This is a genomic window from Pseudomonas sp. TWR2-1-1 (assembly GCF_049897045.1).
GTDB classification, from domain to species: Bacteria; Pseudomonadota; Gammaproteobacteria; order Pseudomonadales; family Pseudomonadaceae; genus Aquipseudomonas; species Aquipseudomonas versuta.
Genome location: NZ_JAFCVM010000001.1, coordinates 912,991 through 937,403 on the forward strand (window position 1 = coordinate 912,991; position 24,413 = coordinate 937,403).

General features: G+C 56.1%; 23 protein-coding genes and 5 pseudogenes. 16 read left to right on the forward strand and 12 right to left on the reverse strand.

All coding sequences use genetic code 11. The annotated features are described in order from the left end of the window. Positions 1 to 11 precede the first annotated feature (11 nt). Both ACP7BO_RS04390 and ACP7BO_RS04395 read left to right on the forward strand, forming a co-directional pair. Positions 12 to 404 (forward strand): annotated as a pseudogene (locus tag ACP7BO_RS04390) (IS5 family transposase); the annotation flags it as partial. 215 nt (positions 405 to 619) lie between these two features. Beyond that, positions 620 to 748, forward strand: a pseudogene (locus ACP7BO_RS04395) (IS5/IS1182 family transposase); the annotation flags it as partial. Positions 749 to 1,061: 313 nt separating this feature from the next. Here the strand turns inward: ACP7BO_RS04395 and ACP7BO_RS04400 are convergent. After that, positions 1,062 to 2,075 carry an AraC family transcriptional regulator gene (locus ACP7BO_RS04400; RefSeq protein WP_426208776.1) on the reverse strand — a complete coding sequence of 338 codons (1,014 nt, stop codon included), beginning with the start codon at positions 2,073 to 2,075 and terminating at the stop codon, positions 1,062 to 1,064. Between the two features lie 179 nt (positions 2,076 to 2,254). On the opposite strand from ACP7BO_RS04400, the pseudogene bktB reads away from it, so the two are divergent. Next, positions 2,255 to 3,379 (forward strand): annotated as a pseudogene (gene bktB, locus ACP7BO_RS04405) (beta-ketothiolase BktB); the annotation flags it as partial. A 292-nt stretch (positions 3,380 to 3,671) separates the two neighbouring features. Here bktB and ACP7BO_RS04410 read toward each other — a convergent pair. The 4 genes and pseudogenes from ACP7BO_RS04410 to ACP7BO_RS04425 form a co-directional block, all read right to left on the reverse strand. Continuing rightward, positions 3,672 to 4,568, reverse strand: a complete 897-nt coding sequence (locus ACP7BO_RS04410; RefSeq protein WP_426208778.1) for a hydrolase or metal-binding protein — start codon at positions 4,566 to 4,568, stop codon at positions 3,672 to 3,674. Positions 4,569 to 4,655: 87 nt separating this feature from the next. Next, positions 4,656 to 5,656 (reverse strand): annotated as a pseudogene (locus tag ACP7BO_RS04415) (YqaJ viral recombinase family protein). Between the two features lie 78 nt (positions 5,657 to 5,734). Beyond that, the gene (locus tag ACP7BO_RS04420; RefSeq protein ID WP_426208780.1) at positions 5,735 to 6,703 is read right to left on the reverse strand and encodes a DUF932 domain-containing protein; all 969 of its coding nucleotides are present in this window, start codon (positions 6,701 to 6,703) and stop codon (positions 5,735 to 5,737) included. Positions 6,704 to 6,794: 91 nt separating this feature from the next. After that, a complete protein-coding gene (locus ACP7BO_RS04425; protein ID WP_426208782.1) occupies positions 6,795 to 7,124 on the reverse strand; it encodes a hypothetical protein in 330 nt (109 codons plus the stop codon). A 281-nt stretch (positions 7,125 to 7,405) separates the two neighbouring features. Between ACP7BO_RS04425 and ACP7BO_RS04430 the strand changes: the two genes are divergently transcribed. Genes ACP7BO_RS04430 through ACP7BO_RS04445 form a run of 4 tightly spaced genes read left to right on the forward strand, consistent with a single transcriptional unit; the run spans position 7,406 to position 11,802 of the window. Next, positions 7,406 to 8,419, forward strand: a complete 1,014-nt coding sequence (locus ACP7BO_RS04430; protein WP_426208784.1) for a nucleotidyltransferase domain-containing protein — start codon at positions 7,406 to 7,408, stop codon at positions 8,417 to 8,419. Further along, a complete protein-coding gene (locus tag ACP7BO_RS04435) occupies positions 8,416 to 10,149 on the forward strand; it encodes a ThiF family adenylyltransferase (RefSeq protein WP_426208786.1) in 1,734 nt (577 codons plus the stop codon). The genes ACP7BO_RS04430 and ACP7BO_RS04435 overlap by 4 nt, the downstream gene beginning before the upstream one ends. Then, positions 10,146 to 10,652: a Mov34/MPN/PAD-1 family protein gene (locus ACP7BO_RS04440; RefSeq protein ID WP_426208788.1), complete on the forward strand. Its 507-nt coding sequence runs from the start codon at positions 10,146 to 10,148 to the stop codon at positions 10,650 to 10,652. The genes ACP7BO_RS04435 and ACP7BO_RS04440 overlap by 4 nt, the downstream gene beginning before the upstream one ends. After that, a complete protein-coding gene (locus ACP7BO_RS04445; RefSeq protein ID WP_426208790.1) occupies positions 10,639 to 11,802 on the forward strand; it encodes an SAVED domain-containing protein in 1,164 nt (387 codons plus the stop codon). Before ACP7BO_RS04440 ends, ACP7BO_RS04445 begins: the two co-directional genes overlap by 14 nt. A 103-nt stretch (positions 11,803 to 11,905) precedes the next feature. Here ACP7BO_RS04445 and ACP7BO_RS04450 read toward each other — a convergent pair. Together ACP7BO_RS04450 and ACP7BO_RS04455 are read right to left on the reverse strand one after the other, a co-directional pair. After that, a pseudogene (locus tag ACP7BO_RS04450) lies at positions 11,906 to 12,196 on the reverse strand (integrase); the annotation flags it as partial. Position 12,197: 1 nt separating this feature from the next. Further along, positions 12,198 to 13,457, reverse strand: coding sequence for a tyrosine-type recombinase/integrase (locus ACP7BO_RS04455; protein WP_193078038.1), 1,260 nt, complete (start codon positions 13,455 to 13,457; stop codon positions 12,198 to 12,200). 420 nt (positions 13,458 to 13,877) lie between these two features. Here ACP7BO_RS04455 and ACP7BO_RS04460 point away from each other — a divergent pair, with 420 nt between their 5' ends. From ACP7BO_RS04460 to ACP7BO_RS04490, 7 genes are all read left to right on the forward strand, one after another. After that, positions 13,878 to 14,624, forward strand: a complete 747-nt coding sequence (locus ACP7BO_RS04460) for a cysteine hydrolase family protein (RefSeq protein ID WP_397456049.1) — start codon at positions 13,878 to 13,880, stop codon at positions 14,622 to 14,624. Positions 14,625 to 14,663: 39 nt separating this feature from the next. After that, on the forward strand, positions 14,664 to 15,548 hold the full coding sequence (locus tag ACP7BO_RS04465) for a LysR family transcriptional regulator (protein WP_426208792.1): 885 nt from the start codon (positions 14,664 to 14,666) through the stop codon (positions 15,546 to 15,548). A 347-nt stretch (positions 15,549 to 15,895) separates the two neighbouring features. Next, positions 15,896 to 17,071, forward strand: a complete 1,176-nt coding sequence (locus ACP7BO_RS04470; protein WP_397456051.1) for an acyl-CoA dehydrogenase family protein — start codon at positions 15,896 to 15,898, stop codon at positions 17,069 to 17,071. 3 nt (positions 17,072 to 17,074) lie between these two features. Beyond that, positions 17,075 to 17,350 carry a MoaD/ThiS family protein gene (locus ACP7BO_RS04475; protein ID WP_397456052.1) on the forward strand — a complete coding sequence of 92 codons (276 nt, stop codon included), beginning with the start codon at positions 17,075 to 17,077 and terminating at the stop codon, positions 17,348 to 17,350. Between the two features lie 4 nt (positions 17,351 to 17,354). Continuing rightward, entirely contained in the window at positions 17,355 to 18,188 is an 834-nt protein-coding gene (locus ACP7BO_RS04480; protein WP_426208795.1) for a hypothetical protein, read from the forward strand. Between the two features lie 57 nt (positions 18,189 to 18,245). Further along, positions 18,246 to 19,454 (forward strand): ThiF family adenylyltransferase, encoded by a 1,209-nt coding sequence (locus tag ACP7BO_RS04485; protein ID WP_426208797.1) that lies wholly within the window; start codon positions 18,246 to 18,248, stop codon positions 19,452 to 19,454. Between the two features lie 361 nt (positions 19,455 to 19,815). Then, complete coding sequence (locus ACP7BO_RS04490; protein ID WP_397456055.1) at positions 19,816 to 20,334, forward strand: DUF4142 domain-containing protein; 519 nt, start codon at positions 19,816 to 19,818, stop codon at positions 20,332 to 20,334. Positions 20,335 to 20,392: 58 nt separating this feature from the next. Here the strand turns inward: ACP7BO_RS04490 and ACP7BO_RS04495 are convergent, their stop codons facing one another. Further along, positions 20,393 to 20,812, reverse strand: a complete 420-nt coding sequence (locus ACP7BO_RS04495) for a low affinity iron permease family protein (protein ID WP_060691176.1) — start codon at positions 20,810 to 20,812, stop codon at positions 20,393 to 20,395. A 300-nt stretch (positions 20,813 to 21,112) separates the two neighbouring features. On the opposite strand from ACP7BO_RS04495, the gene ACP7BO_RS04500 reads away from it, so the two are divergent. Continuing rightward, positions 21,113 to 21,361: a DUF1652 domain-containing protein gene (locus ACP7BO_RS04500; protein ID WP_073509054.1), complete on the forward strand. Its 249-nt coding sequence runs from the start codon at positions 21,113 to 21,115 to the stop codon at positions 21,359 to 21,361. Positions 21,362 to 21,414: 53 nt separating this feature from the next. Here the strand turns inward: ACP7BO_RS04500 and ACP7BO_RS04505 are convergent, their stop codons facing one another. The 4 genes from ACP7BO_RS04505 to ACP7BO_RS04520 form a co-directional block, all read right to left on the reverse strand. Next, entirely contained in the window at positions 21,415 to 21,741 is a 327-nt protein-coding gene (locus ACP7BO_RS04505) for a hypothetical protein (protein WP_426208800.1), read from the reverse strand. Positions 21,742 to 21,863: 122 nt separating this feature from the next. Continuing rightward, complete coding sequence (locus tag ACP7BO_RS04510; protein ID WP_060691178.1) at positions 21,864 to 22,160, reverse strand: DUF6388 family protein; 297 nt, start codon at positions 22,158 to 22,160, stop codon at positions 21,864 to 21,866. A 104-nt stretch (positions 22,161 to 22,264) separates the two neighbouring features. Next, complete coding sequence (locus ACP7BO_RS04515; RefSeq protein WP_397456056.1) at positions 22,265 to 23,467, reverse strand: MFS transporter; 1,203 nt, start codon at positions 23,465 to 23,467, stop codon at positions 22,265 to 22,267. A gap of 145 nt (positions 23,468 to 23,612) precedes the next feature. Next, positions 23,613 to 23,933 (reverse strand): DUF883 family protein, encoded by a 321-nt coding sequence (locus ACP7BO_RS04520; protein ID WP_060691180.1) that lies wholly within the window; start codon positions 23,931 to 23,933, stop codon positions 23,613 to 23,615. A 179-nt stretch (positions 23,934 to 24,112) separates the two neighbouring features. Between ACP7BO_RS04520 and ACP7BO_RS04525 the strand changes: the two genes are divergently transcribed. Beyond that, positions 24,113 to 24,364 (forward strand): hypothetical protein, encoded by a 252-nt coding sequence (locus ACP7BO_RS04525; protein ID WP_003446553.1) that lies wholly within the window; start codon positions 24,113 to 24,115, stop codon positions 24,362 to 24,364. Positions 24,365 to 24,413 lie beyond the last annotated feature (49 nt).

Sequence of the window (24,413 nt, forward strand, 5' to 3'; positions counted from 1 at the left end):
GTGGCGCGGGTTACCTGAAGGGTGATGGTGGTCGTCCGGCGTATCCGCTGATGGCGATGCTGCGCGTTCATCTGATGCAGAACTGGTTCGGTTACAGCGATCCAGCGATGGAATAGTCTCTATACGAGACCACCATCCTGCGCCAGTTTGCCGGACCGAGCCTGGAGCGCATCCCCGATGAAACCACCATCCTCAACTTCCGTCGACTGCTGGAGAAACACGAACTGGCTGCCGGAATTCTGGTTGTCACCAACGGCTACCTGGGCGACCGAGGTCTGTCGCTGCGCCAAGGCACGATTGTCGATGCCACGCTGATCAACGCACCGGGCTCAACCAAGAACAAGGACCGCAAACGCGGCCTAGAGATGCACCAGACCAAGAAGGGCAACCAGTATTACTTCGGCAGTGCGACCTGAAAGTCGCATGGGTTTCTGTTCCGCAGGTTAACGCCCGACGGAACCGACTGTTCCACCACTCGTTCCCTACCCAGGCAGGCGTGGCCGGTAACAGCCGGGTCTGAAGCTCTGGGGACAATGTAACCGCCGATATTTCGGTAGGTCGCACCGCGAGGCCAGACTGAATCTGCCAGCATCAAGGCGGAGAGGTGCTAGGGATGAACGGGTATGTGAAGACGCACTTCCGTGGTCTGGCGAAGAACACGGCGCAACTGATAATGCTGTTCGCACTGTCGAACCTGTGGATGGCACGCCGACATTTATTCTCGAATGCAGGAGAGGTACGTCTGTAATGTGGGAAATGGCTGCCGCGAGGTGCTCGCGGCGGCTAAAAACACAGAAATGAGCGGGTGATCTGATCGTTTTTGATCGATTTTCCGCTTTCAAAATCGGCAGGGGCTGAAGTCACCCAAAAATACAGGTCTACTTCAGACCATCCTTAGTCAACGCCGTCCGAGTCTATTCGCCCTGTCGGATTCCGCGCGAGCGGCTGCTAGTGTCCGCGAGCCAGCAACAGTTTTAACAGAGGGTAATGAACATGGCGCATAACTCTGCTTTACCCTTGGTGCGAATTCCCAGCTTCATGCTCGACGAATCCCTTGGGGATTATTCGCTGCTGTGCCACTTCTTCCGGTAATGGCCGGGGCTCTCTCCGGTCCACTGCTTGAACGCCCGGTGAAGCGCACTGGCCTCGCAGAAGCCGGCCTTCTCGGTGATCGCGGTGATGCTCAGCTCGGTGTTGCGCAGGCACTCAAAGGCGATGGCGCGGCGTACCTCGTCTTTGAGTTCCTGGAAGGAGAAACCTTCTCGCTGCAGCTGGCGGCGGAAGCTGGCGATGCTCAGGGCGCGCTCCTCGGCCATGTCGGCCAGGGTCGGCCAATGTTCGTAGCGACAATTGCGCAGCTGTTTGTAGACTTCGGCGCTCAGTCCCTGGCGATTGCTGAAACGCACGATCAGCCATTGCGGCGAGGTGCGCAGGAAGGTCTTCAGCGTCGCCAGGTTCTGTACCAGCGGCAGCTCCAGATAACTGGCGGCGAACTCGATTTCGCTATGGGTGGCCTCGAAGGTCAGGTTGGGTCCCCAGAACAGGTGGTCGTCCCCATGCTCCGGTCGCGGGTGGGTGAATTGCGAGCTGTCGATGGGGATGCGCCGGCCCGCCAGCCAGCACAGCAGGCCAAGCACCACGGTTAGGTAGGTTTCCTCGGCGACGCTGCGCGCCTGCGGGTCTGGCTGGCGGTTGTGCAGGCGGATCACGGCACGGTCGCCTCGTACCGACAGACTGCTGTGGATATCCCGCAAGAACAGGCCGAGGCCGCTCAGGCACTGGCGCAGCGCCTGGCCGAGGTTGTCGGCCTGGATCAGGCCCCGACAGATCAGGGCGAAGCTGCCGGTCGGCATCCCGTGCGAGTCGAAACCGAGGAACTCGTCGTCGAGCTCCCGGGCGACGGCCAGCCAGAGTCTGGCAAAGGCCGAGGCGGCAATGCGTACCGATTTGTCGCTCAGTTGCTGTTCGGGAATACCCGCCGCGGCCAGTACCACCGCAATCCGCTCGGGTTGCCCGTGCAGCCCGTAAAGCGCTGCACGGACAAAATACACGGCCACTGAATCCTTCTCTTGCATAACGCTCGCTCGCTGGGGGGCAGTAGCCTGGGGGTTGCAAAAAGTATCAGTCAAATCAGTAAATTTCGGCATAGGCCAGTGTTCATCGTCTCCCTAGACTACCCCACGCCTGACCTGTACGCCGCCATAGCGTACGCCGTCTACGCATCAGTTGGATCTCAATGCCACCGGAGTCTCCTATGCCTAATCCCGAAGTCTATATCGTCAGCGCTGTCAGAACTGCAATCGGTTCCTTCGGCGGTACGCTCAAGGATACCCCGCCGTGCGAACTGGCCACGACTGCGGTCAGGGCCGCCCTGCAGCGCAGTGGTTGTGACGCCGAGCGTATCGGTCATGTGGTGATGGGCAATGTCATTCCCACTGAGACGCGAGATGCCTACATTTCCCGGGTGGCCGCGATGAATGCCGGTATCCCCCAGGAAGCCCCCGCATTCAACGTCAACCGCCTCTGCGGCTCCGGTCTGCAGGCGATCATCTCGGCGGCGCAGAGCCTGCTGCTGGGTGACTGCGACATCGCTATCGGTGGCGGTGCCGAATCCATGAGCCGCGGCCCTTATCTGCTGCCCGGCGCGCGCTGGGGTGGCCGCATGGGTGATATGCAGGCCGTGGACTACATGCTCGGTACCCTCCACGACCCGTTCCAACGGATTCATATGGGCATTACCGCCGAGAATATTGCCGAACTGCATGGCATCAACCGCGCAGAGCAGGACACCCTGGCGCTGGTCAGTCAGCAGCGTGCGGCGCGTGCGATTACCGAAGGACGTTTCGCCGGCCAGATCGTGCCGGTTGAAATCAAAGCGCGTAAAGGCACGCAACTGTTCGAGGTCGATGAGTATGTGCGTGGCGATACCTCGATCGAGCAACTGGCGAGCATGAAGACCGCATTCAAGCAGGACGGCATGGTCACAGCCGGCAACGCCTCGGGGCTCAACGACGGCGCGGCGGCGGTAGTCCTGGCCACGGGGGAGGCGGTGCAGGCCGATAACCTGCGCCCTCTGGCCCGTCTGGTCAGCTACGCGCATGCCGGTGTCGATCCGGTGTTGATGGGCTTGGGGCCGATCCCGGCAACCCGCCTGGCCCTGCAACGCTCCGGCCTGAAGGTCTCCGACCTGGATGTGATCGAGTCCAACGAAGCCTTTGCCGCCCAGGCCTGCGCCGTGGCCCGCGCGCTCGACTTCGACCCGGCCAAGGTCAATCCGAATGGCTCGGGCATCTCCCTCGGTCATCCGGTTGGTGCCACCGGGGTGATCATCGTCACCAAGGCCATCCACGAGTTGCATCGCATTCAGGGCCGCTATGCCCCGCTCATAAAGGTTGCTGAGGTCACCCCTGCGATGCGGGATTTCTCGTGGGATTGTCTTGGCCGGATGCGCGCAGCAGCTTGCACAGGCGGTTCAGAATCCAGCACGCAAGGACTACGGCGACCAGCAGCGGCGGGAAACGCAGCATTAGCAGAATGCTCAGCACCAGTACGCCTGCTGCAGCCAGCGCCCCGATGAAAATTAATAGGCAGAATAGAAATCGAAGCAGGGTCATGACGGCTCTCCGAAAGAGGCTGCCTGGCCGATGCATTCAGTCCAGGCAGGAGTGGTATCAGATGGCGTGCGAGGCGAGCGCTTCCAGCTTGCCCGCGAGTGAGTTGGGTGCTGGTTGCGGTTCGTCACTCTCGGCAGCGCCGGTGGCGGCATCCGTGCTCGAATAAAACTTCTCGATCACGGCGCCACCGTCTTCCTCGCTGTCCTCGAACGCCCCGTTGCCGAGCCCGTGCTTCGCTGCGCAGTCCAATGAGGCCTGATCGAAGCCCGCAGATTGCCGGGCTTCATCGAGCTGCCGAGCGCCGAGCAACGTTTCCTCCACGCTCATGCCGCTGCGCACGGTGATATCGACGTAGAAGATCGGCGTACCGTGGCTTTGCCGGGTGGACTTGCCGCGCAAACGCAGTTCCAGCGGCAGGCAGGCCAGGCGGTTGCCCGAGATGGCTTGGAAGTAATGCAGCCGAGCGGCCAGAGTGCGGATGCTATTGAAGCCGGTAGTACGGAACACGAAGCTGCCCAGCGGATCGTCATCACCGATGAGTACGTTCAGCCGACCATAAGGCTTGCAGGCCCCCCCTTTGGCCAATGGACACGCATCCGGCGAGGGGCAGGGCAGTGACTGCATGCCGTCTTGAGTGGCACGCTTGCAGGTCTCGCCATTGCCCACGCACAACGGCCTGCCAGACTGCCGGTCGAACAGGGTGTAGTCGGCGCGGAAATTCAGCTCAGGCTCGTTGAACAAAAGGCGCACAGGAATACTGCGCAGCTTGTCTTCCTTGCTCTGGCGCAGTTCGTCATTGAGTGGGTGTAGTAGCCAGCCATCCCTACTTTGCACCTGGGATGTAATGGTGAACTGATCATCTTTCTCCGGCAGGCGCTTACCATTTCTCTCGACGATTTTGCCGATGGAGATGCGTCCAAGCACTGGGGGGGTCAGGGCTAAGCCTTTCAACATGATGGTTCTCCTGGAAATGAAAAAAGCCAGCCACGCAGCGCGAACTGCGGGTACTGGCCAAGGGGAGGGAGGTTAGGAATAGCTGAGTCAGTTGATCAGGAAGCGGCGACTACCTTCCTTGGTTTTAGCGTAGCGAACCTGCAGGTAAGACTTCTCTTTCAGTAGGCGTTCGACATCGAGCACGGTGCAACCCTTGGATTTCTTCCAGCTGATATATCCGCTGGAGAACTCCGCTCGTGTGGCCTCGCCGATGGCTTGCTGCAGCAACTGTTTAAGTTGGGCCTCGCGCGTTTCTTTCTCGCCGATGGATTGGCGCACGGCCTTGAGCTCTAAGTAGGCTGCCGCCAATCCTGCATGGCCGCTGAAGTCGACGGTCTGGCCGTTGTCCTCCGGGTAGAGTGCGCGCAGCGCCATTTCAGCCGAGACTGAGCCATCGGCAGGTGGTGGCGTGTCGGTCTCGACGTAGTACCAGAACTTGCGCTCCAACTCGATCAGGCGAGCAATCATCTGCTCGTCACGCTCCATGCGGTGGATCTCCAGCGTCTGACCACCGAGCAGTACCGCCACATCCGCAGCCTGTTTGCCGGTGACAGCGAGTTGGTGCATCACCTGCAGTTGCACGTACTCGGGCACGCCTTCCTTCCAGAGGCGTGCCCCATTTATGCCGGCGGTCTTGCATTCGAGGATCTGCACATCGTCAGCACCGATCACCTCGCGGTCGATGTTGGCCAGCATCCAGGGCAGCTCAGGATCAGGGTGTTGCAATACAGCGTTGATGCGCCGCACCTTGTTTTCGTCCGTTTGCTGTAATGCCAGGCCACGACTGGTTCCAGAACGTTGCCCCAGTACATTGGGCTTTCTTCATCATGTGGGTCGGCTTTTGGCAGTGTGGTGTCGCGACCGGTTTTCTCCAGCCACAGCTCCAACTGCGATTTGTAGGGATTTAGGCCTACCGCAGCACCGGCATCCGAGCTGCCGATACCTTGCTTGCGTACCGCCAGCCAATCTTCACGAGGCAGTTCCTTGGTGCTGATCAGGCGCAGCGCTGGACGAGCCTTGCTAGTGTTGCGCAATGGAGTAGCGTTCATAGCGTTTACCTTGCAGAAATAGAAACGCCCGATCAGCAACCAGGAGGATCGGGCGTTATGGGGGGAGGAAGTAACTGGTTAGGCTACAAGTTGCAGTGCGGTGTCCAGCGCACGTTGCTTGATCTGCGCCCCTTGACCGAACCAGGCGGAGTCCATGCGGTACTCGTTACTACGCGCTCTGCGCTCGTGGTCGACGTACTCGGTCACGGCGTTGAGGAGACCCCAGGCAGTGCCTTGCGCCGACTCAAGCGTTGCACCACGGCCGCGTCCCTCGTACAGGCTTTGTACCTTGCGTAGGGCGCGTTCGTTGGGAAGGACTTCAGGTAATTTGCTATTGGGAGTTACGTCACACAACACGTTCATGAAGAACCCCATGGCCTCATGCCACTGGACTTTGCGCTCGGCCAGCACCCGCATGCGATACATAAACTCGTCCCATTGCGAGACGGCCACACCCAATTGCTTTTTGACGACCTGAGGGTCGAAGCGGGTGCTGTGCGGCACCTTGATGGCGCGAGTGGCGCCATCCAGTGCAATGGTCAAGGTATTGTTGCAGACCACGCGAACGGTGGTCGGCGTGGCGGTGGTGGCGAGCGTGCCGTCGCAAGAGGTTGCTAGCAACAAATAACCGTTGACCTGATCATTGCCCTTCAACGCCGTGTTCTGACCGGTTCGCGCTAACGCCCAGAACTTACGACCGCCCTTGAGCACGCCAGCCGTTTCCAGCTCATAGCCGGACACCTCGGTCAGATCTCGATAGAACTCCATCACCTCACGCGGTTGGACAATTTGATAGCGGTTGGAAACCACTGACAGCGGCGCTTTGGTGTCAGAGCGGTAAAGCACCTTTTGCTCCGGGAACGAGTGAATGCTACCCAGATGGCCGATAGCGTCGGCTTTGAAGTGAACGGGGCTTTCCTGGATCTTCCAGTCCATACCTGCCTCACGCTGCCAGATTTCAATAGGTTGTTTTTGAGTCAGTTGACTGCCGAGGCCATGCCACGGTGTCGCGCCAACGTAAGCCATTTGTTCGATTTGATGAGCCATGATTACGATTCCTTAGGGTGCAAGCCGGCATAAATGCCACGCATCGCGCGGCACTGTCCGGACGTACTAAAAGAGAGAAGGGGAGGACGGTTTAAGCAGGCAGATTGAACCGATGCCCACAGATCAGGCAGAGATTGTGGGCGAGGACATGGCGGTCAAGTTTGTCGCCGAGTTGAGCGCCCAGTGCACAGCCACCAGCGCCACCTACAAGGCCACCGAGAATGGCGCCAGAAACAGTTCCGAGAGTTATTCCGAGTGGGCCAGCGAGAGCGCCAACAGTGGCTCCGAACTGGCCGCCTGCCAATGCAGCACTGACGCCACGTGCTGCACCGCCGACCGTGCCGATGGCAGCTGCAATTTTCATGGCTTGGTGGAAAGAGGCGATTTTGGGTGAGTTACAGCGGGGGCACTGCAATGACATGGGGCGAACCTCTTTGGTGGTGATGTCATTGCAGTTATGTGTGGTTGAGATTTTTTCGAATCGAATCGAATCGAATCGAATGGTTGTGTTGCGAGCGGTTTATCCCGCGCCAAATTCGGCTGCAATTGACCCTATATAGGGCAAAGCCAACGGAGAACTCTGCAGCTGTAAGCAGATGCTCAATTAGTAGCCCTTGAAATACCGGGATAAGTCTTCACATACAGGTAAGCCGCAGAAGCCAGTTTTCAAGGCGGTCACAAACCATGGATCCAGGAGGGCGCATGCCGTCAGTGCAAAAACAGTTCGAAAATTTTCACAGCGCCATCTGTTTCGACGAGGACGATGAAAAGGCGACCCTCCGCGAGAAGCGCGATACCATCGTTAAGGCGCTGAGGGAGAAACTCGACGCCGACGTGCCGTCGTTCGTCAACTTCAATCAGGGCAGCTACTCCATGCACACAGGTGTAGTACCGCTGGATGGCAACTTCGACATTGACATTGGCCTCATCTTCGACTGCACAAAGGATAAGTACCGTGACCCGGTGACACTGAAGAAGAAGGTGCGTGATGCGGTGAACTCGAACTTCCGCACCGTGCTCATCCGTCGGCCCTGCGTGACCGTCAACTACATGAGCGGTGGCGAGATTGCGTATCACGTCGACTTGGCCATCTACACCAAGGGCGATGACGGCAAGCTCTACCTGGCCAAGGGCAAGGAGAATTCGGCCGAGGAGCACCGCATTTGGGAGGTCGCCGATCCGAAGGAGCTGACCAAGCGTGTCTGCGGTGCGTTCGAGGACTCCGACAAGCTGGCCCAGTACCGCCGCTGCATCCGCTACCTTAAACGCTGGCGGCAGGTTCAGTTTCAGGGCGCCGGCGCACCGCTGAGCATTGCACTCACCGTGGCTGCACTTCACTGGTTCAAGCCAAACTTCGGCACGTCCGGGAAGCCGGTGGACTTGTTGGCGATGCTTGATTGGGTCAATGCGATGCTGGGCCAATTCACCTACGGACTCAGTCAGGACGATGGCCTGCACCTACGTCTGAAGGTCGCCTTGCCGGTGGAGCCGTATTCCGACCTGATGGCAATGCGAACCGCCACGCAGATGACGAACTTCAAGGAGAAGCTCGAGGCGCTGCGCGATGCCCTGCAGAAGGCGTATGACGAGGACCTGCCTGAAGACGCCTGCAAGCACTTGAAGAAGCAGTTCGGCGACGACTTCAAGGTGCCGGAGAAGTCCGAGACAGCTAGGGCAGTCTCCCTCGCAGTAATTAGCACCGGGAACTCTGCATGACGGAGTCCGCCATCGAGGCGGCCGCCCCCTCGAAGGTCGATGCCGCGTTCGAGGCTGTCATGACTGTTTGCGGCTTGCGTGGCATCGAGGTTGTGCGCCTAGACGACCCTGCACCGAATTGCCTGGGGGTCGAGCTCACAGGTGCAACGCGCACTTGGCCTGTGTACGTCGACTGCGACGAGGAGCTGTTGCGCCTGCCGAAGGTTTGGACTCTACCCCCGAAGGAGCCGCTCGCACATGTTAGCTACACCGGCGTGGTGTGCATTGACGACGGCCAGGGACTGTCGATCGACCCTAGCCGTCGCGCTGACATTGTCGCGCACACAGTCCTCAAAGCATGTGACCTGCTCGAAAACTCAGCAGCGGATGCAAACACTGGCCACATGGAGTTCTTCAACGAGCTCGAGGGGTACTGGCTGCACCTGCCGGGCTCACTGCGCTCCCGCGCCTACTTCGAGGTCGACGGCAACTCGCGCATGGTCAAGGGGTTCGTGAATTCGAAACTTGGCAAACCGAAGTGGTACTTCGTGGAGCGCGACGCTGAGTTGCCCTGGGAGGTGCATAACAACAAGCTCGCGGGGCAACGGGCCTTATATGTACACGTCGACTCGCTGGCATTGCCACCCGCGCGGCCGGATCTGCTGACGACATCGTTCATCGAGGATGTTCACCAGAGGCTGTCGCCTGACCAACTGCAGTTATGGGGCGAGTTGTTCGGTCCGTCTAATAACGGACCCAAACGGCTGGCCCTACTGGTGTCGGTGCCTCGACAAGCCGGCGGCCGCTCGCTGGTTGGTATTGCCTTCGGTGCTCACCGCGGGATCGTTGACGGGAAGTCACCGGTCACACCGCTGACCATGCGCCGCCATACTCCTAGCTATATGCGCGAGCGAGGAGGCGCGTCTCTGGACTTGCTCGGGAAGCACGTGGTCGTGCTGGGAGCTGGTGCCATCGGCTGTGTCGTAGTCGATACTCTGGCAGCGGCGGGAGTGGGCAAGATCACAGTGGTGGACCACGACGAATATTCGGAGGACAACGTCTTTCGGCACCTTCTGCAGCCTCTGTACATCGATATTGGCAAGCCAACTGGCCTACAGCTGGCGCTGGAGCGGCGTTACCCAGGCCTAAACATCACTCCGGTCTGCACTACAGCCCAAAACTGGCTCAAAACTGCTGATATCAGCAAATATGACGGCATTGTTCTCGCGTTCGGTGTGCCGTCAATCGAGCGATCATTTTCGCGGGTGCTCAAGGACAAGCGTTTTGACCTGCCTATCGTCTTTACTTGGCTAGAGGCCTTGGACTTGGGGGGGCACTCGGTGCTGATGTGGACTAAAGGTGAAGGCTGCTTAGACTGTGCCTATCGTGACGATGAGGGGCTGCCATCCCTGGCGTCGCGCACGTCCTTTCTGGAACCTAATCAGCCCGTCACACGCAATCTCACGGGCTGTGCCGGGGCTTTCGTTCCATTCGGCCCCATCCAGGCCAGGCGCACGGGATTGCTGGCGACTGAGCACATCCTTTCGGCGATGACTGCGGTGACCGCTGGTAATCAAGACCGAGATCCTTCCTATCGGTTCTGGGTAGGAGAGGGCCGTGCAGCTGCCCAACATGGTCTACGCACGACGCCTTGGTTCCAGGCCGCACGAGCAACGCTTCCCGAAGACGCGACGCGGCAGGTGTTCGGTCGCGCGTGCCGCCACTGCCGTGCGCCTGAGGAGTCGGCATGAGGCTGGTTTATCGTGTCACGCCGAGCCAGCGACTCATCATCGTCGAGAACGCTTTACGGCAGATGCAAGCGTTCACGCAGCGACGCTGGTGGCACTGCGAGGCCGGAGGAATCCTGCTAGGTCGCCACTTACTGGACTCACACGATGTGGTCGTCGACGAGGTGTCTACGCCCCAGAGCAGCGACCGCCGCAGTAGGTTAAGTTTCTTTCGATCGTCCACACACGAGTACATCGCGCGCCAGCGTTGGCTAGAGCAGGGGCACACATCGGCCTACCTCGGGTTGTGGCACACGCACCCAGAGCTCGATCCGACGCCCAGCAGTATTGACCGCCGAGACTGGGAGCAGGCCGTGTCCGGGGACACGTTTGAAGGCGATCGCCTGTTTTTTCCCATCATTGGCACGCGTAGCATCCGCATTTGGACACTGAGCCGCCGAGGCACGTTTCGAGAATTGAAGCTGGAGAAGAAGATTGACAAGGAAGAAAACCATGGCCCCTACTAAAGCGACGTTAGAAGCTACCGCTCAGACGAAAGAAACTCGAACGCAGGATCGCGCTCGCATTCCCGTCGATGTGCGGCGCGACCTTTGGGTGGCGGCTGCCGGGCGCTGCGAATTCCGCGGCTGCTGCAAGCTAGTGGGGCGCGACTTTTTGACCAAGGAACGCGCCTTCACCGGTGAGCACGCGCACATCATTGCGGACAGTCCTGGAGGCGCACGGGGTGTGAAGGGCGAGTCGGAGCGCTTAGCCAAGGACGTCAACAATCTGATGCTGGCTTGCTATGACTGCCACGCTCGTATCGACCGGCATGGCAGGAACAACAAGTTCACCACACCGCAGCTCCAAGCCATGAAGCGCGAGCATGAGGCCCGTATCCAGCGCATCTACTCTGCCACGGGCGTGGTGGAGAGTTTGCCGCTGCTGATGACGTTCCCCATTGGGCCACACGTGACCAACATCGACGTAGAGCAGATCCATTTTGCGATGCTGGAGAACAGCGACTATAAGCTGTTTCCTCAGGGTAGCCATATCCACATCAACCGCAGCGATTTCGACTTCCAGGACAACGACCCGGACTTCTGGCTTCGTGCGGAGAAGGCGCTGACCGACCATTACGACCGACGCATTCAGCCCGAACTCGTCGACCGTAACGGCAGCGCGCACTTAACCATTGCCGGCTTTGCGCCGATACCGATGCTGATGAAGCTTGGCGCGCTGATTGGCGACAAAACCCGTGCCAACGTCATGGACTTACCCAACGAGGGCTGGCTATGGGACAAGCGCGAGACGTGCACAGACCCCAGCTACATCTACGACGTGCCAAAAGTGCTGCCGCGCGAGGTATCGGTGGTTGTCAGCATTTCGGGTAAGGTCGCATTTCCTGTCGGCCGTGAGGTCATCGAGTTCCGAGCCGAATTGCCTAACCGCGGCATCATCCGCAAGGAAATGCACCTGCTGAACTTCCGCCGTGAATTCGATGGCTTCCTTCAGCGGCTGACAGGAGCGGGTGCTCGTGTGGTGCACGTCTACCCCGCGACACCGTTATCGGCGAGCATCGAAATTGGTCGTATGTTGCTACCTAAGACGTTCGAGGAAATTCATGTGTGGGAATGGCAGGCGCCCGAATGGAAGCGGGCCTTGCAATTAAAATAGGCAAACCAGTGATATGACTGCTATGCGGCGAAGTTGCCGAGCAGCTGTTTCTGGTTGCTTTTTGCTTGTTACGACCGGCTGCTTTGAGTTAGTTGCGCGTTAATCAGCGTATCGAAACGACTTTCATGTCCTGTTTTTTGATTGCGGACACGGACACGGACAGGTTTCCGGTAGCCGCTTCATGACTGTGCTCATTCCACCAAGCCATAATTGGTCGCCTGCGTCCGATGTGGTCTGCCCGGTTGTATGCGCTACGAACCTTGTCTTTGTAGATGTGGGCGAGTACCACTTTGACCAATTCGGAATCCGCGCCGTGATCGTTCTGAATGGTGCCATTGAGCGCATCCATGCCTACCAGGCATCCCTCGACATCAGAACGCTTCAGCGCCCTGTTCCTAAGGAATGGCTGACCCATTTACGTTGAGGGTTACAAAGTTGGCCCACTCATTCATCAGCGAACGGCGTTTTTCCAACAAGTCACTGCGCCAGTAGGCGGCTTCTGCGCCGTTGGCGACAACGTGAGCCAAAGCCATCTCGCAGACTTCGCGCGCATGGTGAGTACATTCAGCCGCCCAATCTCTGAATGTGCTGCGAAAGCCGTGAGCTGTAATGACTCTATCGTTGCTATCGCGCCAGCCTTTACCCCCATCTTCAAGATCCTTTTGGTCCATGCGACGCAGGGTCATCAGCATGGCCATATTGCTAATCGGTCGACCTTTGCGTGTGCCTGGGAATAGTAGTGAGCTGCCTTTGATGCGTGGGAGCCCTTCCAGCAGCGCAATAAGGGGATCGGAGAGTGGCACGGTATGGCCTTTGCCCGCTTTCATGCGCGCTGCTGGAATCGACCATAGCTTGGCTTTCAAGTCTACTTCACTCCAGTCGGCGTCGAGAACCTCGCTGGTTCGGCAGGCCGTGAGAATGGTCATTTTGAGGGCGCTGGCAGAGAGTCCTTCAACACTATTAAGTGCCTGCATGAAACGAGACAAAGCCGAGTAGGGCAATGCTGGGTGGTTTTGGGTGCGCTTCGCCTTGGAACTCGGTGGTAACAGTTTGTCCAGGTGACCGCGCCAGCGTGCCGGGTTTTCACCGTCTCGCAGCCCGCGCGCTTTGGCCGCATCAAGGACCAGTTCAATTCTGTTGCGCACCCGGCTAGCTGTTTCGGCTTTGCTGCCCCATATGGGCTTCAAGATTTCGAGAATGTGCTCCGTGGTGATTTGATTTGTAGCTAGGTCGCCGATGATGGGAGCGGCGTAAGTAACCAGTGTGTTCGTCCACTGCTGAGCGTGTTTGACGTTTTTCCAGCCCGCACGATGAGCCTCTATGTAATCGAATGATACGTCCTGGAATGTGATGGATTTGTTTTTGCGTTGTTGCTCAGCAGCGACCTGTGCCGCTCGTTCATCGTCACGAGCCTGTAAGGGGTCAATACCCTCTCGCAGTAGACGGCGTTTATCGCTGCTGTTTTGTCGGGCTTCCTTAAGGCCAGTTGCTGGATAGGTACCTAAACCCATCTCCCTGCGCTTTCCCGCAAGCTGGAAGCGCAGCACCCAATATTTCTTCCCGTTGGGTTTGACGAGTAGGCGAAGGCCGTCTCCATCTTCGTAGGTACCCGCGGTCGTTAGATTTTCAACTTGCTTAGCGGTCAGCTTTCCCAAGTGAGTATTCCTTTATCGATTCTGTCCCCCCATTTGTTCCCCCACAAAGGCTAGGAAGGTGACGAACGTTGGTGGATGTCTTGAGACGATGATAGGCTTTAGAGCCCTTAAAAATAAAGGGTTATAGAATTTTCGTGGCTGTAGACGGATGTTGATTTGGCGGACTCCTTCACCGCCACATTAAGTAAACACAAACCCCTGATTTTCCTAGAGAAAGTCGGGGGTTTGTGGTTTCTGGCGTCTGGAAAATAGCGGATGCCCGGACTTGAAGCCTGGATTACGTATCCCCCAAGCGCGGGGATTTCGCTGTGATCTGTGCATTTTCCAAACAAATATTGTGTTCCTCAGTGCGTTGTTCCCCTTGTGCAAGGCTCCTAAAGTTGGCCTCCCAAGCCCACTTCACAATCAGGAAGCCTTCTAATGACAACACTCGCCACTCTGTCCAAATTCGTGCCCTTTAAAATGACTTTGCCTGCTGTGCTCAAGTCCACGTTGGCCGGCGTAGGCTTGATGATGGTGGGTAGCCAGTTCGCGACCGCCGCCGATGCACCAGCCAATGCCCATCCGACCATCCGTGCAATGTCCGGTGTCGGGCCTGCAGATCATCTGGTTGCCAAATCTACCGCGCTGCTGGTGATTGATTTCCAGAATGAATATTTCACCGGTCGCATGCCGATCCCGGAGGGGATGACCGCACTGAACAACACCCGGCGTCTGATCGACTTCGCGGACAAGGCAAACATCCAGGTTATTCACGTACAGCATGTTTCGCCGGCAGGCGCGGCGGTGTTTGCCGTGGATGGCAAGACGGTCGATTTTCACCCGTTGATGAAGCCGCGGGCGCAGGACAAAGTTGTACAGAAGACGTCGGTCAGCGTATTTGCCAGCACTGACCTGGACGCACAGTTGAAGAAAGCCAAGATCGACACTCTGATTATTGCCGGCTTGATGACCCATGCCTGCGTCGCCGGCGCTGCCCGTGACGCGGTGCCGCTGGGTTATAACGTCGTGGTAGCATCCGATGCCACGGCAACCCGTGCCATCACCCGCGCCAATGGCCAGTCGGTGTCTGGTAATGAACTGCAAAATTCGTCCCTGGCTGAAATTGAAGACACCTTCGGTTCTGTTCTCACCAGCTCACAGGTCCTCGGCTTGACGGTCGACTGATCAACCAGATGTTTCACCTGACTTCGGACCGCCCGTTTCATGAATCAGTTGTCTGCCATGCGCGCCTTTCGTTGCATCGTCGAAACCAGGGGGTTCTCTGCCGCCGCAGAGCGTCTGGATACCACCCATTCGACGATTTCGCGGCAACTGCAGCAGCTTGAAGTTGAACTGGGTGTTCAGTTGATCAACCGCAACACCCGCCGCTTCAGTCTTACCGGGCCGGGCGAGCAATACTACGCAGCCTGTGTCGATATTCTTGAGCGTGTAGAAGCGGCTTCGCAGGCCATTGCACAAGGGCATCAACGTGCTGAGGGCTTGCTGCGGGTCAGCGTACCCTTGGTGGTCGGCACCCTTGATTTGCCGCAATGGCTGCCAGGTTTTCAGAAGCGTTATCCCGATATCGAGCTTGAACTGTGTTGTGACGATCAATTCATTGACCTGGTCGCCGAGGGAGTGGATGTGGCAATCCGTATCGCCGGCCCGTTAAGCGATACCACGCTGGTTGCCCGCACGCTGACCATCTCAAAGCTGATGCTGGTTGCGGCCCCCGGCTACATTCGCAGCCACGGGCTGCCGCGTACGGCTGAGGATCTGAGTAAACATCGTTTGCTGACGTTTGTCGGTGCATCCTCGGACTGGGAATTGAGTACCAGTCGGGGAGCTTCGGTCAAGGTCACACCATCGGGCCGGTTCAAGACCAACACCATCATTGCCTTGCATGCTGCGACACTGGCTGAGGCAGGCATCGCCTGCTTCACCCTTGCCACTGTGCGCAACGATCTAGCCACAGGGCGGCTGGTCTCTATTCTTCCCAACTACAGCCTGGGCGAGCGCCACTACTACGCGATATATCCCCAATCCCGATATCAGGCGCCCAAGGTCAGGGCTTTTGTCGACTATCTGGCAGAGCATTACCAGTCTTAGGACGGTGGAACGCTTGTCCGCAGTGAATATGGAGTGTTGGTACAACATTTCCGGCGTGAGCGCCTGGAGCTTTTGACCTGCTCGAGGGCTAGTATGTAAGTGAGATTTTTTCTCTTTTATGATTTTTCTCAGGTGCAGCCAGAATTCACCCTGTTACACTTTATTGCGTAGTAGCTGTGGCAGATTTTTAACTTTCCTTAACATCCAACTTACTGAGTAATAGGTGGGGGGCGTCTATGTGAAAGATCGGTCTCTCTTGAATCCATAGAAATACATTATATGAGCATGGCACTACGACGCCGTCGTCCGGATGATGTCGGCTACTTTTAATACTTGAAGGATTAAGTATGAATATTGATTGGCAAGGAGCAGGCGATGTTCAGAGTATTTTTGGCTCGCTGATTGAAGACGAACTTAATGCGCATGTGAAAGAGCGGGATCAAAATTCAATTGTTATTCCCAATGAAGTGATAGAGAAATTTGCACGTCTAGGGCTCTATAAATATAACCTTCCGGGGCGCTTTGGTGGGCGGGATGCTGGCTACTACCAATGGGGGAAGGTGTTAGAGGAGTTGGGTTACCTGTCGCAGGATACATCATTTCCATTTTTGATTTCTGTGCGCATGTCCGTTATTACTTTTTTGATTGCAGTAGATCGACAAGGTATTGTTGATCAATTTGTGGATCCCTTGGTTCAGGGTGCGTTAGGGGGGGCATTTGCTTATACAGAAAATGCCGATGCTTTTTCCTTTAAAAGTAATGCGCGTCCTGAGCAGGGCGGCGAAAGTTATATATTGAATGGTGTTAAGCATTTAGTGACCGGAGGAGAAACAGCTGATTTGTTTATAGTGTTTGTCAGGAGTGAAACCAGTGATATGCAAGTTTTTCTGGTGAAGTCTGATGATCCAGGTGTAGAGGTTGCTCCACGTATTATGCACGGTGTACGCTCATTCGGTATGGCGACGTTGAGTATGAGTGATGTCGTGCTTGGTAAAGAACGGTTGTTAGTCGCTACGGACGGTTTAAGTTTTGCACAGCGTTATTTTCTTAATTGTCGTCGTTCTTTGCAGACTACGCTTTTTCTAGGTCGGGCGCGGGCTGTCATTGAGGAAACCATCGGTTATTTGAAAAAGACAGTACGGTACGGTGTTCCTCTTGTAGACATGCAACATGTACAGGCAAATATTGGTGAAATGTATATAGCGCTGGAAACTGCCCGCACGGTAGTTTTTCATTCTTTGGAACGTCAGGCTCGTGGAGAAAGCGATCCCTATTGGGACGTCATATCATCTACTGCTAAATACCATGCGGTCGAAGAGATTAACTTTATTGCGACGATGTCGTTGAAATTGACGGGAGGGTGGGGGTACACCGAAAGCATTGGTATAGGTCGCGCGCACAGGGACTTTACGGCGTTGATCGCTGGTGCCGACCCGCAAGAGAAACTTAAAGTAGATCTGGGTTTACGAATGGTTCATGAACTGGACATGATTCAACAACGGGATCAATACAAGGAAGTTTGAACAATGAAAGTTAAATTATCTGGAAATCTTGCGCGTTTTGTAAATTATAAAAAAGAGCTTTCGCTGGCGACGGCAGGGCTGAATACCGTTCATGATGCATTATTGAAACTGGTAGAAACCTATCCCGCTTTAAAAGACATAGTTTTTGATAAGGCGGGGCGGGTTAAGAATGGATATTTAATTTCATTGAACGGTCAGCGGGTAGATCCTAATACGCATGTCGAGAAAATCGCTGAGTCGGATTGTATCGATGTTTTTACCGCGATAGCAGGAGGTTGATGCCATGAAAGACAGGACGATTAGCATTACTCATCCCGTTGAATCCGTATTATTCGGGCCTTATCAGTTTCACGCGCACTCGTTGATGCAGATGAGTTATAGCTCCATGTGGTCCTGGGGGCAGCACTGTCTACATGTTTCCTTTCCAAGCATGATCAAAGATTACGCGCAAGCCGTGGTTGCGGTGGGTGCCGAGGTTGAATATTTAGAACCCTTTGAAGTATTTGATGCCGATGAGTTTTCGATTACGGTAGAGCGTTTTCATGTGCGTCAGGCTAATAGTGTGTTTGATATGTTGCACACTATTACGGCTGCGGGCATAAACATCGCACGGGTTAGTGTTCGTTGGAAACTAGTTGTGCTGGACGGTGATGACGCATTATCAGCCACGTCTGGTGTTGTTAGAGAGGCTTTGCTGCAGCAGTTTCTACCCTCGGAAATAAACCCGTCACGGGTGAAGAGACCTTTGCCTGAAAAGCTCGAAATAATTGAATTGCAAGGCGTGATTTTGACGTCTTTTGAGCATCCATTTACGTTGTATCGTCATCGCTGTGAAGTGGCTGATCAGTGGGCATTTAATGAATTACCCACCTTGGGGGCTGAAAGCAGAGAGAGTTTGATAGATGCGCTAGAAAATGATCCTCATGAACTTTGCAGTTCTCTTGGGTACCCATTGAAAACCATCACGATGGAATGGCGATGCCCTTTCTATCTTCTTGATAAAGGGGTCGTAACTACCACTGCCTACAAACATATTGATGCGCTAGTGTTTGTTCATAAGATTTACAATATCACCCGCGCGAATACCCTTGCGGCCATTGTGATTGAAGAGTTTTAACACTGCTGAATCGAATATCGCGTAAACCCGATCCTGAAATGTGAAGGGAGCAATACGATGAGCACGGAGGCAAGGACTCGTTATGACCGGCTTGAAGCCGAAGAAATGTGCCTGTATTCACGGCATTTACTGATCCCGTCGATAGGAATGAAGGGGCAGTTGGCGTTGAAAAATGCCAGTGTATTGATGGTCGGTGCTGGTGGGTTGGGATGTCCTGCCTTGCTCTACCTGGCAGCTGCGGGTGTGGGCCGTCTGGGAATTATCGACGCCGATCAAATTAATGTTTCCAATGTGCATCGCCAGGTCTTGTTTCGTATTACCGATAAAGGACGAAACAAGGCGGATGTGGCAAAAATGCGTCTACAAAAGCTCAATCCCTATATCGAGATCGAGACCTATCTTGAGCGATTCAGCCTCGAAAATGCTCAAGCCCTCGTTGCCAGATACGACATCATCATTGATGGCACGGATAACTTTACGGCCAAATACTTAATCAATGACGTTTGCTTCTTAGGGGGCAAGCCCTTGGTGTACGGAGCAATCATGCAGTTTGAAGGGCACGTCACGGTATTTAACGCGCTGGACGCTGGGGGGCGACGCAGCGCTAATTACCGGGACCTGTACGATGGCCTGCCGGATGCCGCTTTGGCACCGAACTGTGCGGAGGCCGGAGTGTTGGGTGTTTTGCCCGGTATTATTGGCTGCTTTCAGGCCAACGAAGCAATCAAGCTGATCACTGGAGTCGGGCAGCCACTGATAAACCGTCTAATGGTCTATGACGCCCTTGAGGCCACAAGTCGGGAAATTGGTTATTCGAGTATCGACGATAATCCGTTGCGCGACCCGGTGCGCTCGGGGTTACTTGAAGAAGTAGCGCAGGTCTGCAGTGCGTCGAGTGCCAGTAATGATTTCATGATCAGTATCGCGGATTTTGCCGCGTTAATTGGTGAAACTCCGATCCACTTGATAGATGTGCGTGAAGGGCACGAGCGTGAGCAAGTGTCTATCGGTGGTGATCATTTTCCCTTGAGTGAGGTTGGAACCTGGTCGTTATGCTGTGAGGATGACCGGCCGATTGTGCTGTACTGCCAAGCGGGTGTGCGCAGTCAAAAGGCGGCAAGAATACTTACCGTACAGGCACTCAAGTCTCCAGTTTTTAGTCTGCAAGGGGGGCTCAGTGCGTTTCTGGGCGCAGATACCTATCAGCAGATGATTGCCACTCTGACGTTGTGTAAATGCCATTTAAGGCATCACGGCCATATATAGAGTGCGGTTGCAGTTTATGCCCGCCATGTTCTGGCGGGCATTTTTGCTGGTTCTTTGATTACGCATCTTCCTATCCAATTGGCGGCTGCACGGTTCGAACAAGAATCCATGCCGATGACGTTGGCCTTTTAGGGCCTGTTACCCTCATGGCTGATATCAACGATGTTCTGCCCTTTTTGAACCCCTCTAATTAGTCCTACCTGTCCCCGGTGCTGATGGTGGCGGAAAATGGCGGGGAGCTGATCTTGCTCGATGCCCGAAATCACCGCCGGTCAGAAAAAAAGCCTTTATCTAAACCTTTGCGGCCATGGGCCTTCAGATTCATTGCAGGGAATAAACCTGCCTTTTTCTGGAGGACGTTATGAAACACCTGATTGGCCCTAAACGCTTCGTCGCAGGATGTGCCCTGGCGTGTGCCCTGGTGGTGGCGGGTGCCGCTGTCGCAGCCAGTCCGGCCAACTTTGTTGATGAGGCCTCTGCGGCCGGGATAGCCGAGATTGAAACCAGCCGTATGGCGATTGGCAAAACCTCTTCGACGGACATTGAGAGTTACGCCGTGGAGATGATCAAGGACCATACGGATGCCAATCGAGACTTGAAAGAGATCGCGCAAAAGCATGATCTGCAAGTGTCGACCGATGAGCAAATACTGAGCAAGGCCAAGAAGCTGATGCTGCAAGTGCAAGAGGGCGACTCATTTGATGCCGCCTATGCCGCCAATCAGGTTAAAGCCCATGAAGATGCGATCGAGCTGTTTAAACAGCAGATCAAAGATCCCGGTTCTCCCGAGTTGAAGGCCTTTGCCGAAAAGTATTTGCCGAAACTCGAGATGCATCTGGTGATGGCCAAGAAGCTGGTGGACGCGCATCACAAGTCTTGAGCAGCGCTCTGTAAGTCCGCCGGCGGCCATTAGCGCAGGCGGACTGCGGAGCTGACAATTACTGCGGCGCACTGTCCGTTTTGCTGGCGGTGGCGCTGACAGTGGTGTCTACCACACTTACCTCGACTTCCCCATTTTCGCCAATATGCTGATATTGCTTGCGAATAGCCCTTAACTCCTTCGACGTCATTCGGTCCAGGCCGATCACTGCGTTTTGTGCCTCTTTTGTCGCGCGCAGCAATTCGTCGATCTTGATGTGAAGCACATCGTTGTCGCGGTTTTGCGTGTTCTGGATCACAAATACCATCAGGAAAGTGATGATGGTGGTTGAGGTGTTGATGATTAGTTGCCAGGTGTCGTTGTAATGGAAGAACGGCCCTGTAGCCGCCCATAACACGATCAAAAACAAGGCAACCTGAAAGGTACGCGGGCTCCCTGCGCGTTTCGCAAGGCCTTGGGAAAGTTTGTCGAAGCTCATTGCCGGTCGTCCAGTAAGTGGGGTGTACAGGTGTGACCACTGGCCGGTATAGAAATTCTTTCTTACACTTGTTTTGTTGAATAGTGATGAAGGTTTTATGTCGGTTTTTGCATGGGAAAAACAGGGAGTGTGTGTTGCTGCGCAGTGATGCAATCGCTGGCAAGCCAGGCTCCTGCAGAGGGTTTCAGCGCATCAGCTAGATGGCGCCGGTTATTTCCATGCCCCCACCAGCCCGTAGAGGCTGGCCGTTCGGTCACAGACGTTTGCGTGCTCAACTTTAAACATACTCAGGAGATACCCGTGATTTCCAATCTCGAGTTACGCAGCCTTATTGAAGGCAGTTTTTCACCTTTTACCTGCCAATGTACGGTCACCGCTGACGCTTGTTTAACCGTGCGGGTGTTTGACGCATCGACGGGAAGAGTAGAGTTGCTGGTGACGGGGATCTGCGCAAGCAACCTGTCCAGTGCCCATGCGATTAACCAGTTGATCAGCGAGTTGCGTGACGAGCTTGCGTGTAATCAACACCCGGTTAAACATCGCATCTAGTAGCACTGCGCTGCTTAAAAGGCTGCGCCCCATGGGGTGCAGCCTTTTTGATTTCAGGGTTTGGGTATTGCGGGTGTTGTAGCAGGTGCAGAAGTGTCGTCATCACTGCCAATCGGGCCATTACCGTCTGTATTCATCCCGCCCTGACGGCCAGGGTCGTTGCCCTGCACTCTGGGATCCACTGATGGGTGGGTCGGAATGTCGGCATCGTTATGGATTTTGGAGTCGGAGTTTATGGTGGACCTGACGTCCTGGCCGGAAGGCGGGTCGGCAGGTTGTGTCGGCACGGTCGGGCCAGTAGAGGAGGCGGCCAGGCTGGTGGCGGACACCACGCAAAGCACGGCGGCAAAGGACAAGGTTTTTATCGATGAGCTGATCATGGTTGCGTCTCCAGACAATGGGGAGTCGTACCTGATATTGGTGTGCCGGCGCGGGCGATTAGTGCGATGCAAACGACGAGCGGTGGCGGATTAACCGTGCACCGCTGGCGGGTAGGGTCGGCTCAGACCGCGATGTCATTCAAGCCGCAGTATTCTTCCCAGCTCATGTCCAGGGCTTCGGCTACTTCTTGATGAACTTCAAGGCGCATGGCTTCGAGTTCCTCTGGCGAGCGGGCGATCAGTTGCAGCGCCAGTTCCCAGGCTTCGATTCCCTGATCGTCGGCAGCGCTCTCAAATGCCCAGAGAATTTGTTGCTGTCGGTCTTCGGCGCTCAGTTCTTTCATCTCTTCGAGCAGCTCGGGGTGCGCCTTGATAAAAGTGTCCAGGGCCAGTTCGTTACGGGATTCTTTAGGGATCATGCGGCGTCTCGAAGCAATAAGACGGCCCGCATGGGCGGGCCGCTTTCAGGTGGGATACGCATCCTAGCGAGTTCACCCGGTGATGAAAAGTGCTGCACCCACGCTTAAGCGACGGGCTGCAGCCTGCTTTCCTGCTGCAAGGCATAGCCCCACACCGCCAGTGCCAGAGTCGCAACCACTGCACCGACAACCACGATCCCGCTCCAGCCATAGACCGGATAGGTCTGCGCGCCCACCAGCGAGCCCAGTGCCCCGCCAATGAAATAACAGGTGATGTAACCGGCGTTCAGGCGATTGCGGGCTGCCGGACGGACTTTAAACACTGCGTTCTGATTACTCACGTGCACCAGTTGCACGGCAAAATCGAGCACCAGAACGCCGATCAACAATGCAATCAATGAGTGGCCGGCGAACGCCATGGGCAACCAGCATGCGAGCAGGGCCAGCAGGCCGACGGTGGTTGCCAGTTGGCCTTTGCCGCGATCAGCCATACGTCCGGCCCAGTTCGCGGCGATCGCTCCTACGGCACCCGCCAGGCCGAACAGGCCGATGATCGCGTCGGAGTAGCTGTAAGGCGGTACGGCCAGCAGAAAAGCCAGTGGCGTCCAGAACAGGGCGAACAGCGAGAAGGTCAGCAGGCCCAGGATTGAGCGCAGGCGCAGGACCGGTTCTTCGACAAACAGTTTGAACACCGACCCCAGCAATTTCGGGTAGCTCAGGCCGGCGCTCTGGTGATGGTTGGGCAGTGCGCAAAACAGGGCGATGGCGCTGATCGTCATCAGGGCGGCAGCCACCAGATAGATGGTTCGCCAGTCACCTGCCGAAGACAGCGCGCCGGCGACCGTTCGGGCCAGCAAAATCCCCAGTAGCAGGCCACTCATCAACGTACCCACCACCCGGCCCCGGCTCTGCGGGTCCGTCAGGCTGGCAGCCATGGGCACCAGCACCTGGGCTGAAACCGAAAACAGGCCGGTCATCGCCGTGCCGACCAAAAGCCAGGGCAGCGACGGTGAGAATGCGCTTAGTAACAGGCCCAGGGCGCTGAGCACGGTCATGCTGACGATCAGTCGGCGTTGCTCGAACAGGTCGCCCAGCGGCACCAGCAATAACAACCCGGCGCCATAGCTCAATTGCGCGGTGATCACCACGGTTCCGGCGCTGCTCATGCTCAGGCCCAGTTCCTGGGCGATGGTATGCAGCAAGGGCTGGGCGTAATAATTGCTGGCGACGGCCAGGCCGGTGGCGGTCGCCATCAACAGAATCAGGGCAGTACTTAAAGGTTTTGTAGCAGCAGTGGAAGCGGACATTGACTGTCTCGTTGGCATGGGGAAGACGATCAAGTATCAGGACTGCCCGTCATGGATGTCACTGAATATGTCCGGAATTTTGATTTTTAAACAACAAAGCCCCTCGCCATGACAGCGAGAGGCTTTGTTTGATTGCGCGCTGGAGTTAGTTGCGACGCCCCAGCAGCAGGCCAACCACCAGCCCGAAGCCGGCCGAGACGGCCACCGTCTGCCACGGGTGGCCACCGATGTAGTTTTCGGTGGCATCGACCACGGGCTTGGTGCGTTCACGCACGTTGCTCACCGAGTCGAGGGCCTGCTTGAGCTTGAGGCCTACCTGTGCGCGCAGGGTTTCGCCTTCTTCGCCGACCAAGGACGCACTGTCCTTGAGCAGCTTTTCAGATTCGGCAATCAATAGTTGCAGCTCGCTGAATGCTTGATCCTTGATTTGATCTTCAGCGGCTTGTACGGCATTTTTTCGAGCCATTGCGATACTCCTTGCAGGTGAAAAGGGGAGATGAGTAATGGAGTCAACCCAATGCTAAAAAGTTGCATCTGTTTTGGGGCCGATTGTGCTTCTGAGGTGAGAGCGTAGTCAAAAACCGGACTAAGACACTTCTTTCGACGGTGTAAGATGTCTTCTAATTTACGCCGCAGGAAATTCCCATGAGCTTCAATCTCGCCAACAAACCCCTCGCTGAGCGTGCTGCGCTTGAAGATGAAAAGTCCCGTCTGTATGACCTTTGGCAGAGCAATCTGGGTAAAGCCAAAGGGGATGCTGCGCGTTTGTTCGGTGAGCGTGCCAAGCGCAAGGGCAAATGGGCGGAGTGGGTGCGTTCTGAGCTGGACGCAATGTCGCCTCCCGAATACGCGAACATGGTGCGCAGCGAAGTGAACCGCCTGATGGCCGCCAAGTAACGCCCGGCCCGGCTTTTGATCTAGATCTACCGGCACCTCCGCTCGGCCA